The organism is Paenibacillus sp. P36 (genome assembly GCF_045866505.1).
In the GTDB taxonomy this organism is placed as follows: domain Bacteria; phylum Bacillota; class Bacilli; order Paenibacillales; family NBRC-103111; genus Paenibacillus_E; species Paenibacillus_E chondroitinus.
Genome location: NZ_AP038372.1, coordinates 2,415,906 through 2,430,690, shown reverse-complemented (window position 1 = coordinate 2,430,690; position 14,785 = coordinate 2,415,906). Strand labels below are relative to the sequence as shown.

General features: G+C 47.7%; 8 protein-coding genes and 1 riboswitch. Of the genes, 2 read left to right on the top strand and 6 right to left on the bottom strand.

The genetic code is table 11. The features are described 5' to 3' along the window. Nucleotides 1–253: 253 nt before the first annotated feature. The 6 genes from ACKTT9_RS11080 to ACKTT9_RS11055 form a co-directional block, all read right to left on the bottom strand. Nucleotides 254–2,614, bottom strand: coding sequence for a helix-turn-helix domain-containing protein (locus ACKTT9_RS11080; RefSeq protein WP_407871580.1), 2,361 nt, complete (start codon nucleotides 2,612–2,614; stop codon nucleotides 254–256). 329 nt (nucleotides 2,615–2,943) lie between these two features. Continuing rightward, complete coding sequence (locus ACKTT9_RS11075; protein ID WP_407871579.1) at nucleotides 2,944–9,741, bottom strand: polysaccharide lyase family 8 super-sandwich domain-containing protein; 6,798 nt, start codon at nucleotides 9,739–9,741, stop codon at nucleotides 2,944–2,946. Between the two features lie 252 nt (nucleotides 9,742–9,993). Beyond that, nucleotides 9,994–10,962 carry a GGDEF domain-containing protein gene (locus tag ACKTT9_RS11070; protein ID WP_407871578.1) on the bottom strand — a complete coding sequence of 323 codons (969 nt, stop codon included), beginning with the start codon at nucleotides 10,960–10,962 and terminating at the stop codon, nucleotides 9,994–9,996. Nucleotides 10,963–11,056: 94 nt separating this feature from the next. Next, nucleotides 11,057–11,147, bottom strand: a riboswitch (cyclic di-GMP riboswitch). 24 nt (nucleotides 11,148–11,171) lie between these two features. Next, nucleotides 11,172–11,510, bottom strand: coding sequence for a response regulator transcription factor (locus ACKTT9_RS11065; RefSeq protein WP_407871577.1), 339 nt, complete (start codon nucleotides 11,508–11,510; stop codon nucleotides 11,172–11,174). A gap of 60 nt (nucleotides 11,511–11,570) precedes the next feature. Beyond that, nucleotides 11,571–13,103, bottom strand: a complete 1,533-nt coding sequence (locus ACKTT9_RS11060; protein ID WP_407871576.1) for a methyl-accepting chemotaxis protein — start codon at nucleotides 13,101–13,103, stop codon at nucleotides 11,571–11,573. Nucleotides 13,104–13,154: 51 nt separating this feature from the next. Next, the gene (locus ACKTT9_RS11055; protein WP_407871575.1) at nucleotides 13,155–13,328 is read right to left on the bottom strand and encodes a hypothetical protein; all 174 of its coding nucleotides are present in this window, start codon (nucleotides 13,326–13,328) and stop codon (nucleotides 13,155–13,157) included. A gap of 153 nt (nucleotides 13,329–13,481) precedes the next feature. On the opposite strand from ACKTT9_RS11055, the gene ACKTT9_RS11050 reads away from it, so the two are divergent. Then, nucleotides 13,482–13,580 (top strand): LysR family transcriptional regulator, encoded by a 99-nt coding sequence (locus ACKTT9_RS11050; protein ID WP_407871574.1) that lies wholly within the window; start codon nucleotides 13,482–13,484, stop codon nucleotides 13,578–13,580. Next, on the top strand, nucleotides 13,564–14,364 hold the full coding sequence (locus ACKTT9_RS11045; RefSeq protein ID WP_407873011.1) for a LysR family transcriptional regulator: 801 nt from the start codon (nucleotides 13,564–13,566) through the stop codon (nucleotides 14,362–14,364). The genes ACKTT9_RS11050 and ACKTT9_RS11045 overlap by 17 nt, the downstream gene beginning before the upstream one ends. Nucleotides 14,365–14,785: the final 421 nt, after the last annotated feature.

The window sequence follows — 14,785 nt, the reverse complement described above, 5'->3', positions numbered from 1 at the left end:
TGCTTACCTCCCTTTGTCGTATAGCAGCGTCGGTAGAACGCTTCGGTCTTTACAGGCTTCATATTGACGCCATCCAACCCAAAAAGATATATCGAAAAGCTCCAATTTCGTTGTTAAAACAGGCGCCGACATGCATAAAAACGCCAATTGTATGGCAAAACGAATGACATGCCGCTCTTTCGCTGACGAAGGCCGAATACATCGCACCCCCCTCATGTATGAAAAACAGGCACCCACCGAAGTGGCCGCCCGTCTAGCCCCGCAGCTCTCGAAACTTGCCAGGCGTAATGCCCTCAAACTTTTTAAATACCCGGATAAACGTCGCCGCTTCATTGAAGCCGACCAGCTTGCCGATATCGACAATCGGCTGAACCGTAAAGCCCAGCAGCGCTTTAGCCTGCTCCACCCGCACACGATTAATATAATCAAGCAGCCCTTCACCCGTCTGCTCCTTATATAGCTTAGACAAATAGCTCGCTTTTAACTGAAATTGGTCACCGAGCATTCCCACATTCAAATCCATATCCTGATAATGGGTTTCCACATAGACATTCACCTTATTAATCAACTCTCGCAGCGATTCTGCGCGCCCTTTGGAAATGCTAACGTCCAGCTTCGCTCCCGTATATGCGCACACATCTTCCAGCAGCCGATTCAGCTGCTCCACCATTTCCTTGACGGTATCGCTGCTCGCCATCGTTTCCATCCAGTTCGGATGCTTCGCGAGAAAGCTTTCATCGACTTCACCGAGCTCATGGATCGTTTTCATCATCGTTGAAATTAAATCAAACATCAAACAACGAACTAGCGTCACAGACGTCATCGAAGAGTTCCCGTAATTGCGATCGACAACCTCGTCCAACACTTCTCGCGCATGCGCCAAATCGCCGATTTTAATAAAGTTCATCAGCCTCTGCTCAATTTGCAGCGGATAGTAGTAGCCGGTCATCGGTTCCTTGCGCAGCTGTTCATAAGCGATAATTTTCTGCTTGCCAAGCACCAGCTTGTACTCCATCGCATCCATGGCTTCTTGGTATGCGGCTGCAATGCCTGGAATCGTGGAATGCGCCCGTGAAATGGACAATGTCAACTTCATCCGGTAGCGTTCCAGCAGAAACTGCTGCGCCTCCACCGAAATCGAGACGAGCTGCTGCAAGCGCCCCTCTTCCTCCTCTGAAGAGAAATTCACAATGCAAGCGAGCATATCGTCCACTTCGGCGACATAACCGCGATGCCCGCGCATGCCGACCAGCTCTTCCACCACATTGGTCAAAATAAATTGTGCCAATCGGCTCTTTTCATATGGCCCGATGGACGAAATGCTGATGTTGACCTCCTCGGGAGCTTCCATAAAAAACAACAGAACAGCAAAATCTTCGGACAGCAGCTCGATCTGATGCGAATTCAGCGACTCCTGCAGCGGAATCGGCCCGTCCAGCCGGCCCTTCAGCAGGCGCGCCAGCATATTTGAGCGCAGCATGTTATGCTGCTGCTGCAGCTGAACCCGGATCGCTTCCTTCTCGCTGAGCGTATCGGAAACGGCACGGTGAATGAAGCTGAGCTCATTCCCCTCCTGCTGGCTGCCCTGGACCGCTTCGGCCCCGGCTAATACCTTCACCAGACGCTGAATCGGTGAATAGTTGCGCCGCATGAAGAAAAGCGTCAAAATAGCCGCCCCGATGAGGGAAATGGCTACGCTAATGTACATCACATTGCGGACATAGACGGCTTTTTGCCAATAGACCTTGCTCGGAATAACAGATATATAGGTCAGCTTCGAGACCTCAGAGTTCAGATAGTAAATCTCCGACTGCTCGTCGCTGGTTTTGGTATAAATGACGCCGCTCTCCGACCTGCCCAACTGATCCAGAACGGAAGGCGGGAGCCCCGTGCTCGTATTCGACAGCAATACTTTATGCGCTTCATCCAATACGTACACATACCCGCCGCTAAAAGACTGCACCTTTGCAATCGCTTTATTAAAACGCTCCACATCCGCCATAACAACCACGGAGCCTGTCGGCCTGCTTCCCGACCCTGCCGGAAGCCGGGTGATCAGCGCGAGGGATTGCTTCGAATAAGCGGAGTCCTTGCGTGGCAGGACGGTAAAAATCGTGCTCCTGTTCATCTTCACCAGCTTCAGCCAATCGGCATAACTAATCACGCCTGTATCGTGTATGGTTTCAAAGCCCGCTTGATAGTCACGTGTAGAGCTAGGCAACAAAACGGTATTCTCCGCTTCCCAGGTCACATAAAATTGATCGACATTGGCATAGGAGGTCTGGTACATTTGAAACTCTTTTGCCACCTGATAGGCGGTATACTGCTCATCACTGCTGGACATGCGGGTATAAATCAAGCTTTGAACTCTCGTATTCCAAGTCAGCTCCATACTCAAACGCTGCATCATCTCAACCTGCGTATCGATTGTTTCTCTCACCTGTTGAAGCATCGTATTGTTCGCTCGATGAATCTCGCTGCGAAGTGTATTGCTGGACTCCCTGTACAAAATGAGGCTCATGAGAATCGGAATGATAAAGACAGCGCTATAGGAAATTAGCCATGTAAAAATGACGCTTTTGCGCTTTTTCCACAGATTGATTTTGATTGGCATGCGCTCTCTCCTTTGGGGTTCATCGTGTTCGTAAGCATGCAGTTCAGCTGCCCCATACCTCGTATTCTCACACATTGAGAATAAGCCGTAAAGCGTGGATTCTGCCAGTACGACTCCTTTTACTATAATGGCTCCCCGCTATAAAAGGGAATGCATAAATTGTCCAATCGTGTTGTTAAAAAGATTGCCGCCGCTGCAGAAGTAAGCCGCTCAGCCATCCTTTACGCCGCCTCTCCTGTGCACCACTGCGCCGTTTCCCGTCATCTGAACCGGATGATTTCCAGTTCATGACAACAAAAAAGAGGGAGCCGTAGCCCCCTCCTAAATCTTTAGTTCATAAATGCTATATAACTCAAAAGGCGTTTCAACACAACTGCCGCTTCCGCTCTAGTCGAAGGAGCGGCTGGCGCAATGAGGCTCGCCGACCTTCCGGTCAGGATGCCCGTTTGCAATGCCGAAGCAAGTGGAACCTTCGCCCAAGCGCTCGTTTCCGATTGATCTTGGAACGGGGCGAGCAAGTCTGGATTTGCTCCGCTCACCTGCTTGCCAACAAGCTTCATCGCAGCTGTGAGCATCACCGCCATCTGCTCGCGCGTGATCGGAAGGTTCGGGCTGAACGCATCCGGTCCGGTACCTTCGATCAGCTTCGCTTGCACCGCCGCTTCGACTGCCTCGTAGTACCAGTCGGTCGCTGCGACATCCGCAAAGCTAGGCTGCTGCACTGGCTTCGATTGATAGCCGAGTGCGCGCACCAGCATCGCTGCGAACTCAGCCCGCGTGACTTGAGCCTCTGGCACGAAGCTTGTATCCGTCTGACCTTGAACGATCAGCATCGAGGCCAGCTTTTCGACATCTGCCTTGCTCCAATGTCCGACGAGGTCGTCAAACGTTTTGCTGCCTTGAATCACCGTGTAAATACTTGTTCCATTTCGTTTCATGCGCACTTCCGTGCGCCCATCAGGCAGCGTCACAAACACCGCTGGCACATAGGCCAGCGCACTTGTCACTGGATCGTACAGCACAGATGTAACATTGCTTGCGTTCAATCCCATGGGTAAAATCAGCGTACGCTCAACATAGAGATTGCCGAATTGCGTAATCGCAACCGAAGTATCTCCTTGCTCCAATGACACGTGATAGTCCACAATCGGTCCTGCAACCGAAACCCCATAGTGACTGGAAGCTGCTTTTACACGCTCTTCCAGCGAGGTGTCCGCTTTTTCAATCGTGACGGACACGATGCTTGTCTCCGATGGAGCAGCTTGTGAGACAGCTCCGCCTGGAACAAACAACGACAGTGGGAGCGTCATTGCACCTTGCGGCGCTTGAAAGACTACGACACCTGTCGGCGCTGCTTTTGCCGCTTCCTGCAGGGCAGCAACTTGGAGCTTCACGACAAGCGTGCTGCCCTCGCTATCCGTCGGTGAAATCACGACGGTCGTTGCTGCAGATGACCAGGCTTGTTTCAGCGCCTCGGCAGCTACAATCACTGTCGTCACTGTTCTGCCTTGGCTGTCTTTGCTTGTTGTGACCGCGCCGGCCGCCAGCTTCAGCTGAACGACACCCTCTTTCGGTTCTGTCGTCGGCGGCGTTACCGATGTTACCGAACCGGTCCCCGAGCCGCTGCCAGTACCTGTACCAGAACCGGAGCCAGACCCCGAACCATTTCCTGGCGACACATTCACCGTGACAAAACGCAGCGTCGTCACCTTCCCCGCCGGTGCCCCGCTCGTCTCGTCCGCAGCACGGCGGACGATAAGCTCGTGCGGGCCATTTAGGTTGAGACGTCCAAACGTCTCCGCTTCATACCGCACATAGTCGCCGCCATCCAGGCTGTATTCCAGCCCGTCTGTGATTCCCGACACGGTGTTAGCCGTATCGTCCGCCGTTACCTCCGGTGCCCTCGGCACGACATACACCGTCACAGCAGCCTGCTGCTCAGCATGAGCAGTCGTCGCCGTAATGACCGCCTTACCCGGCTGCTTCGCTTGCACCAAGCCGGTTCCATCAACAGACGCCGTCTGCGCATTAGTGGAGATCCATCCGACACTCGTTTCATAGGCATCTGCAGGTGTCACTTGTGCGCTCAACGAAGCAGTCGTTTGCTCCGCACCATCACCCGGTTCATCCAGATACAACGCTTCCTCCGTCGTATTCAACATCAGCCCTTGAGGCTGTTTAGGCTCACGATACGTATACACCTTCACATTGTCGATCCATAATGGCGCATCTACAGCGCCGTAGGAGGTATAGATGCGAATGTTATCGATCGTGGACGACGATTCGTAAAAGTTCAGGTTTGCCTTTTGGAGCACACCGTTTAAGTACACATTGACCTTCTGGTTCGCAATATCAACCTCCAGGCGAATATGATGCCAGACACCGGTTGGCACTGAGCCGAGCGTATCTACCGTGCCATCCTTGTACAGATAGCGCAGCGTCCCGCTCGTTAACAATCGAACGACGGTCTTGTCGCCTTGGCGTAGCTCATAGAACGGCGTTTTGCCGCTGTTCTTTTCCTTTAAATCCCACTCCGCAACCAAAACTCCGTTTTGCGCCGCAAACGACTGAATGGCTGAGGCGCTGAACTTGTTGTCATTATCGCTGAGCAGCATGCTTCGATTCGTCGGATTTGGATCCTCCACAATCTGAACTGGAGCCGTCGCGCTTCCAGCGATTTGCCATGTCCCTGTCCCGCCTGAATTGAACGTGCTGTACACTAACGTTTGCTCGCCAAAACGGTACACCGCAATGTCGTCCACGTACAGAATCGCGTCCTTCGCTTGCGCATCCGTCTTCATCCGTATGCCATCAAGTGCTGCAACCGGGCTGGCAAAAGCTGCACCTGCTGCCGCCAACGTACCGTCCACATAGACATCGTACTTGTTGTGCGGAATGTCAACGGTCAAGCGGAGCTTCGTCCATGCTGCCGCAGGCAGCCCTTGCACATAATGCTCGGAGCCCTGAGTGTCGAGCCAGTATAGCGCTCCTGCACGTGTCACTAAGCTTATAGCCTCAGAATCGCCATTTAGCAGCGTGAATTCCTCGCCCTTCGGACCATAAGGCTCCGCAAACGTCAACTCGATCTCAGCCAATCCCGAGACAGCCGGGAATTTGCGTCCTGCCGAGGCCGAAGCCTGGTCGCTCAGATCGAGCAGCCGCAGCATATTGCTGGACTCCTCAGGCAGCCGCTCCAGCGTCACAATGGTCTGCTGTGCATTGCTCACCGTCCAGCCGCTCGGACCGCCGCCGATCGCTTCCAGCCCATTGCCTTCATTATCGAAGGCTGCGTATAACACAGCTGAGCGATCCAACTCGCTGCTTCCGCTTCTTGGATTCACGATAGCCGGAATCGGCGGATGATCGGACGGTCTCGGCTTCGCTGGATCGGTATCGAACACCGCGTGGAACGTCCGTCCCACCGAGCCGTTCACGCTCACCACCAAACGGATCGTCGGATACAACTGTGTGACCATGACCTGCGGGTCCGCCTGCAGAAGTCCTGCAGCTGAACGATCCAGCTCCAGCTCAATGGCGCCTGAATTCTCCAGCGTCGGATCGGAAACCGCGAGCTCCAACTGGTTGTTCGCTTCCTTGATCATGACAGCAGCCTGTCTGGAGCTCGTTACCAGATCGGCTTTTACCTTCTGATCTTTCCAGAAGTTCACGGCTGTAAGGCCTAATCCGTTATGGCGTACCGCTTGCACCTGATCATTATTAACCAGCACCTCATAAGCTGGATGCTCTGCATACTGCTTCACCTGCTCCGCCGTTTTGTTCGGCAGAATCGCATAGCTGTATGTTTGGCCCTGCGGGCTCTTCCCGTGATCGAACCACAAGCTCAGGTAGTTGCGGGTCACAGCATCGGACTGGCCGATGCTTTGGTTGACATCGCTCCAGCGACCCGTGCGCTGTTCCCGAAGTCCATTAATCGCCGGTTGATCCGGGAAGTAGTAGCCGATATCCGACTGCGCACCATTGCCGCCAAAATGCATCCACTTCACGCCGGTCATTCGCTCACTCCAGCCGAGGCTCGTGGACTTCGCCTGCCCGTTCACAATGAGCGGATTGTCGCCGGCTGCATTCAGCTTACGCTGCTCGACGATCGTTTCGATTGTCCGGTTATCACTGCTTGAGATCCCCGAGCCTAGCGCGACGATCTCGTCGCCGAACATGAACCACGACTTATTCGCTTGCAGCGTCGTGCCGATCTGCTTCAGCTGCATGCCGGAGCTGCCGTAGGCCCCCATCTCGACGCCGCCTGCCCAGCTATTGCCCGGCTTGCCTTCGCCGTCCCCATTTTGATAATCACTGAAAGCGCGCGGTCTTGTATCCACCGTCGTACCCGGCAAGCGGTACCGATTCGCCGTCGCCCAATAGTCTTCCATATACTGTGCTTGATCGCCGTTATACAGGTACGTCATCCCGTCACCCGTATACCAGCCTTCCCCATTTTCACCATTGGTCAGCTCATAGGTCTGGATGCGCTTGGAGCTTTTACTGACGCCAAACGTGTAGTCATCCCGAACTAACAAGCTTCTGGCCATCCCCGCAAACTCGTAGTAACCGCCCGCTTCCCGATCCGGCACAATCGCAGCATCACGGACCCACTCCTTCACAGAACCAATCAAGTTGATCGAAGATATAAAATTGTAATAATTAAAGTGCGTCTCATCCTGCGTAATCCACGCTTTCAGCAGGCTCTTCAGCTTCTGCGCATCGGCCGCCGGCGCATTCAATGCCATTCTTGCGAGCGCCGACATGATGCCTGCCGCCGTTTTCTGTGAATTATCCGAACCGCGCACTATTGATCTGCCGTTAACGAAATCCATCGTCATCCCCTTATAAATCACTGGGGCGACCCCATCGTAGATCCACTGATAGATGTTATTCACGTTCGGATCGGTAATCGGCCAAGGGCTGCCGTTCAGCAAGTAAAGGAGCTGGCTGATCCCTTCCAGCATTACCGAGCCATAGCTGCCTGTGTAAGGCACAGACGTATGCATGACGAAAGAACCGTCATTGTAAAAACCGTCGCCTGCCGTTACATAGGCAAACAACGGAGACATCTCCGTCGCTGCAGCACGTATGCGCGCTTCCGATTGCAGCAGTGCGCCGTCCACGAGCTTATACAGCAAAATATCCGAACGATTAGCTCCGGTATAGTAGGAGCTGGTATCAAATAAATTGGATTGAATATCCGGCGTATAGTGATCAATCGCTCCAATATAGCGCGCGATCTGCTCCGGCGTCAGCGCATCGTACATCATGACGATGATATCCGTCATTTTCACCGGAATGCCAATCTCGAAATTCCACCAATTGCCGAAAGCGGTACCCGTTTCGTTGTATTGCTTCGTGTAGACCCAATTCAGCGCAGAGGCGATATCGTCACGCAGTTGCAAATTGTGGTAGAGCGTACCTCCCTTCGTCGAGTAAGCGTACGCCATTTCACGAATACGCGAGATATTGTTATGAATCGCGTCAGAATTGCCGCTGCTAACAACGCTGTCCGTCCACAGCACTTGGCGGTCTGCCGACTTCTGAAGCGTCGACCAACGGGTTTGTCCGTTCGTCGTTAAGGTGGCCACCTTTGCCTGTACATCCGCATCAGATGTATCTAAGTTGTCACCGCCGTCAAGTCCTGCTTTGCGCTTTAAGCGTAAACGCTCGAACTCGCCGGACACTGCTGCTTGATCAATAACTTTAATCATAGTACTCGCTGTTTTTCCTCCATCCACACTCGTCGTCGTGAGTGATGTTTCCCCAAGCTTCAGACCGGTCACGACACCGGCCGCATCCACAGACGCAATCGAGGCATCGCCAATTGCCCAGGTCACGGCTTGATTCCCTGCTTGCGCCGGCTGAAAAGTCGGCACCAGCGTAATCGTGTCCCCTTTGATCACCGTCGCCGTACTCGGCAAGGTGATCGATTGAACACTCGGCGGTTGCACCTTCACCGTCGTTGAAGCTGAATGGCTGCCATCTGCACTAAGCGCCGTAATCACGGTCTGACCGGCCGTTACGGCGGTAACAAGCCCTTGCGCATCGACCGTTGCGACAGAGGGATTCCCGCTTGTCCATGTGACGTTTTGATTCGTGGCGTTTGCCGGTGTAAAAATAGGCGTTAACTTCACCGTGCCTCCAACCGCTACGTTCTGCTCCGCAGGCAGTGCCAGGCTATCCACTGGCACATTGGTGGCGACCGTAATCGTGGATGACGCTGTTTTCGCGCCATCTAACGTCGTAGCCGTTACATGCGCGGTGCCGACGGCAATACCAGTAGCCACACCGTACGTGTCGACCGTCACGGTTGCCGGCGCGTCCGAGCTCCAAACGACGCGTTGATCAGCGGCATCCGAGGGCACGACTTGCGCAGCAAGTGAAAGCTGCTTGCCAACGCCAATCGTCGAAGCAGTTGGCAATATGGAAACGCTTTCAACTGGCGCGTAACCATAGACGCGCACATCATCTAAAAAGGAGGTGCCAAGCTGTGCCGTTCCTGTTTGTGTAAATTTAATGGTGTTAATCGTATCCCAAGCCGCTCCTAAAGTGATACCGGTTACGACCTGCACATCATTGAGGAACACGTCCGCTTTTTGCCCAGTTTGATCGATGATCGCTTTCACCCGATTCCACGTATTTGGCGTGTACGTTCCCAAAGCCTTACTCAAAATGGACATCTGACCTGTTTCCGTTAACGTCAAAAAGTTTTTCCACACGCCACTGGTGCTCTTCACATCGAGCAACCGAATATGAGCAGTATCCTCAGCTCGAACCGATGCTTCCAGAACCACTTTGCCGGCAATATTAAGTCCAAATTTCCCCGTGTACAGTTGAGTGCCCGAAGTGCCAGACACCAGTTTCAAGCTAAGATCACTTCTGCCGTAGACGGCTTCCCCAACCGTGTAGTCCGTACCTGCTTTCGCATTATACAACCCCCAGTTGCCACCTACTTCTGCTGCTGGCCCCGTCGTCGATGGCGTTGTAGGGTAACTATTAAAACTCGCCGCCACATAGGTGGTCACTGCAGCCTGTGCCGCACTCGGTCCCGCCATGCCGTAGGGCAGCAGCAGATTGCCTGCCATCGCAGCGATGAGGACGCATACTTGCATCCTTTTACTCATGGACATCTCCCCTTCATGATTTGATGCTTACACGTTCATTATAAGAGGAGGTTCCGCCTTGCAATATTTCCATTTCATCCAACCGGCTTAACAAATTATTTCTACCATGTACAAAATGTCCATTTGGATTTACAAATACTTACCGCGCATAGAAAACTGCCTGATGAAAAAGCCAGTCTTCCCTATCATCTTCTCCGCACTTTATCAATGCTTAAACATTCGAGCTCCCGGTGGCTTCGATTACGTTCGATTTTATATACTCCCCGTATCCAGCCCGTCTTTATATTCTACAATTTTGTTCTTACCGGTCCGTTTAGCAGAGTACATGCTTAGATCAGCTTGCTCGAGCAGCTTCTCTGGGGTTAAACCATATCGATATATGCTGAATCCTATGCTTAAGGTGACATTACTCTCTCTTTCTACTCTAGAACGGAAGTTCTCTGCCCACTCTTCAATACGCGAGATAGTATCTTTATCATCAATAACAGCAATCAGTTCTTCACCTCCATAGCGTCCTGGAAAACCAATATCATCCGTCTCTTCTTGCAAAATTTCAGCGACGGTCTTTAAAGCAGCATCCCCAGCATGATGGCCAAGGGTATCATTGAGCTCCTTGAAATTATCAATATCTGTGAATACGATTGCACATTCCCCTTTTTCTACACATTGCTTAATTCTAGTGCTGATAGCTTTACGATTGTACAGTCCAGTTAGCCCATCTAATAATGAGGAGTTCACAACACTCTGAAACATAGTTATGAAACGTTCAATTAATATTAAGAGCAGGATAAAATAGTAAATAACCGGTAGAATATCGAATATAATCAGGATCCATTTTTCTGTTTGCCATAGGTCTGTTTCAGCGTTTCCCACAACAATACATAAATAGATTATTAATGATACCCGATGTTTAATTGTTTCACCTATATAAGGGCTAATAAGTAACCAGGAGATACAAACAGCGGCAAATTCAATTATGGAGAGTGATAACTCAGCTTTAAGAGAACTTGTTAGGAAGAGTAAAAGTGGGATGAAAATCGCAGCAGCGAGGTAGTAAATTATGCTTCGTTTTATCTTTTTAAAGTATGACGCGTATATTCCAATATTTAAATTCATGAACATGATGGCACTAGCAATGTGCAGTAGCGATCTGGATCCTAACGAGGTAATTTTAAGCACTTCATATCCCATTGATAATATCAGGCCGAATGTTAGGATCAAATATACTTGTTTTCTCCTTAGTAGATATAGTCTTAAAACCATAACGAGCATTACTATTAGCAAGACACTACAAATTGTATTTGTGTAGAGTTGAAACGTTATTTGCACTCATATACATCTCCTTATTCATGCTTAGACCCATGGCTTTGTGTCTCCACCTTTCGATGGATTTGCCTTTGTTCATTATTGCTTGTTAGTTGAACCTGAGATCATCGTTGTAAATAAAATGGCTCAGATTTATTCTCTTCGTTTTTAAAAATATTGACGAGAAGCAGGACTAAAGAGTCTCTATAAACAAGTGCTTGAAGCTCACGAATGGAATGTGTTCTGGTTTTAAACTTAATATTAGCAATATGATTTTTCAGAGTTTTTTCGGCAATATGGAGTTGTTCACTTAGCTCTCTATTGTTGCCTCCACAAACTGTCAGCAGGCGTAATACCTCATTCTCCCTCCGAGTGAGACAAAAACGCTCCTTAAACGTATTGAAGTACGCATTAAACACGGGGGACTCCACAATCAATCGGTTTAATATCATCGCTAGATTCATTCTCCTTATACTAGTAAGCGTTGGAAGAGAGACTTCTGGTCTTGTAGATCCTTTTTAAACTTAAGAAGAAAATTGTTCTTGTAACGTTTTGGAAAGATCCTTCAAACGGAGTAACTCTCTATTAATGTGGTGAGATGCATTCGATTGAGTTTCTGTAGTGCTGTAAAGCTCTTGTACGGAAGCCACGCTTTCTTCGGTAACCGCTGATATGTTAGTCATTTCATTAGAAATCACTTGTGACCGTAGTTCAATATGTTTCACAGATTCATTAAGGGCTTCAACAATATCAATCATCTCGGTAATAGCCTCGTTCATTTGCTTCAAACTGGATATCGACGCTTCTGCAAGTTCAACCGTGTAAGTTGTGGCTTGTCTTCCAACTTCAATCTGGGTTAAAGATTCTTCACTTTCCTCTTGAATATTCGTTAGAATTCCCTTTATTTCATATGTGGCCCTATTACTCTGCTCAGCTAATTTCCGGATCTCACTGGCAACGACAGCAAACCCCCTGCCATGCTCCCCAGCTCGTGCCGCTTCTATAGAAGCATTTAAAGCTAAAATGCCCGTTCGGCTAGCTATTTCTTGAATCGTGGTAATAATATCCCCTACTTGGTGAGAAGACTCGTATAAATTTTGCATGGTGTCCGTCGTTTGTTGTATCGCATGGGATACAATTCTAACTTGCTCGAACAAAGGTTCAATATTGTTTTGATTGTTATGCATCGTTGTGGCTGTAGTCGCAGCCGTTGCCTGCAAGTCAGAAAAGGATTGGGAATTCTGCTCAATCATCTGATTAATACTGTGCAGATTAGTCTTCATATTGCTCAGTGATTCACTTTGAATTTCAAGACCTGTAGACACTTCTTTAAAAGTAACCAGCATATCATTATTTGCAACAATGTTATTTTCAGATTTCTCTGAAATGATCACAGACGTTTGCTCTAATACTTGCGAATGTTTTTGTACCGTTTCGAGTAGCGCTTCAGCTTCTTTTTGTTTAATTGCTTTTTCCAATTCTATTGCGTTCATTATTCTTTTCTTGGATAAAACCTGGAGACTTGTTGCACTGGACGTTAAAATCAGAAATATAGCGTGAATAAGAAGCATTAAAAAGGAGTATTCGCTATTCCCAAAGATCAATTTAGGCACTAAGAAAAATCCAAAAATATGCTGCACGGCGAAAATGCCTGTCATAAGAGCAATTAGCTTAATATCTTCGTAATAAGCTACTATAGCAACCACCATAAATATAGAAAAATGCATCTCTATCCCCCCTCCTCCACCAGAAATAATAGAGATACTAGAAAAGGTAAGAACTAATGTATTAAGCATTGGTATCATGGGTTGATCAGTTTGCTTTCGATAAAGAAAATAAGCTGCCCCCAAGAAAGCCGCGGGAATAATGAACAAAATGTTCAGCGCAAGTGAATAGTGTTGGCCGCTATCATGACCGGTTGCCATATTCTCCATCAACATCATGTGTCCCATGTTTTCCATGAAATTAAATTTTCTATACAATAAATGGATGATAAAGCTGAGTGCTATGGTGCCCAAAGATATCTGTAACATGAACCTGTTTTTCTGTCCTATCATTTCTAAAATCCTCCTATTTTAACGATATTATCCAACCTGATTTAGTTGTTTTCAATCTCGTTTTGCTCCTTGTGTTGGGCGCTGCTCCCGAATATAGGGTTCATCCATATACACATTCGACTTTTCCATATATAATATGGATAATTCTTCAAGCTGCTGAATAAGCTGTTTACATTCAAGAATAATGTCAAGCAAGGACTCAGTCGAGCCATTTTGATCAGACATAGTTATCTCCTGTTCTTCTAAGTTTTGTGGGAACGTTCCCTTAACGTTTTCTCCAGTATTATGAACATTATATTATTAAAATGAGTATGATCAATCTAGAGATTGTTAACACTGTGTATAGTTTTATTTAACCACGTGAGATAAGGTGCCTCCATGAATTCAGAACAGATCCGCTATATTCTACAAGTAGCCACAGAAAAATCAATACGAAAAGCAGCAGATAAATTACATATAACTGCCTCAGCCCATTAGCCAATCCATTCATTCATTAGAAAATGAACTAGGAATAACCATATTTCAACGAACTAGCAAAGGAACAATGCCAACGCCTGACGGAGAAATCGTAATATCCAAACTTTTAGAAATGAAAACGAAATATATAGAATTATACGAAGATATTAATCGCGCAAAAAATGGGGATTATTTAAAATTAAGAATATCGTATGCCAATACATTTGGTCATATCATTAAACAAGCGTTAGTTTCTTTCAAAAAGGAATTTAAAGATATCCAAATAGAGCTCCTAGAAAAATTGCCTCAGCAGATTTGCGAAGAAATTACAACCAATTGCATTGATCTTGCTTTTATTCCTGAAGAAAAAGAATTGATGAATCGGAATTTTGATATTGAAACGCTATATACAAGTCATTTTTGCATTTGCGTTGGAAAAAATTCTCGTTTTCGAAATAAAGAATTTTTAACATCGAAAGATTTAAGAAACGAATCTATAATTGTTCTCGACTCTACCTCTCACAAAGAAATGGTCAAAAGAGCAAATCTAGAGGGGAATTCGATTTATGTAACGGTGACCGTTACTGAACCAATTGGTGAGTTTATAATGAGTTCGAATGCCTTTACAATTATGGACAATTTTTCATTAAAGGGCCATGATCACATTACTAATGGAACTCTAGTTCAAATTCCATTTAAAGATCCAGATTATTTTTATAGAGATATATGGGCTGTTCATTGCAATACGAATCTATCCAGCTATACCAAGGAATTCTCAAAGCATCTACGAGCTCAATTTGATTAAAAAAGAAAACCGCGTCAAATAAATTGTTTCCCCCTATTAGGAAGAGATTAAAAAGGCGTTCACTCTCAATGAGTGCACGCCCTTTTTTTAAGTTTAGAACTGTATTGTCTACTTCAAATACTTAATTGTCACCTGATATTACTTGATGGATAACAAGTTATTATTGATCAATTCTTATCTTTAAATATAAAAAAAGGTGTGTATCATATTTACTGAGAAAAAATATGTTAAAAACGGTTCATTTAATTCTTGTTAATTATGATTTATCCGCTGACATAGGAACTGAAATTACCGCCAAAATAAAGACTACCTAGTCCACCACTACTCGTAATCCAACTCGACCTATATCCCATATTGTTATGAACATCGACTGGCGAAATAAAGAACATAAAAAACGCCTCACTGTAATTGTACAAAAAGG

Coding starts and splice junctions, on each gene's coding strand:
- ACKTT9_RS11080 (WP_407871580.1), bottom strand. CDS start 2,614: ATGCCAATCAAAATCAATCTGTGGAAAAAGCGCAAAAGCGTCATTTTT.
- ACKTT9_RS11075 (WP_407871579.1), bottom strand. CDS start 9,741: ATGAGTAAAAGGATGCAAGTATGCGTCCTCATCGCTGCGATGGCAGGC.
- ACKTT9_RS11065 (WP_407871577.1), bottom strand. CDS start 11,510: ATGAATCTAGCGATGATATTAAACCGATTGATTGTGGAGTCCCCCGTG.
- ACKTT9_RS11060 (WP_407871576.1), bottom strand. CDS start 13,103: ATGATAGGACAGAAAAACAGGTTCATGTTACAGATATCTTTGGGCACC.
- ACKTT9_RS11055 (WP_407871575.1), bottom strand. CDS start 13,328: ATGTCTGATCAAAATGGCTCGACTGAGTCCTTGCTTGACATTATTCTT.
- ACKTT9_RS11050 (WP_407871574.1), top strand. CDS start 13,482: ATGAATTCAGAACAGATCCGCTATATTCTACAAGTAGCCACAGAAAAA.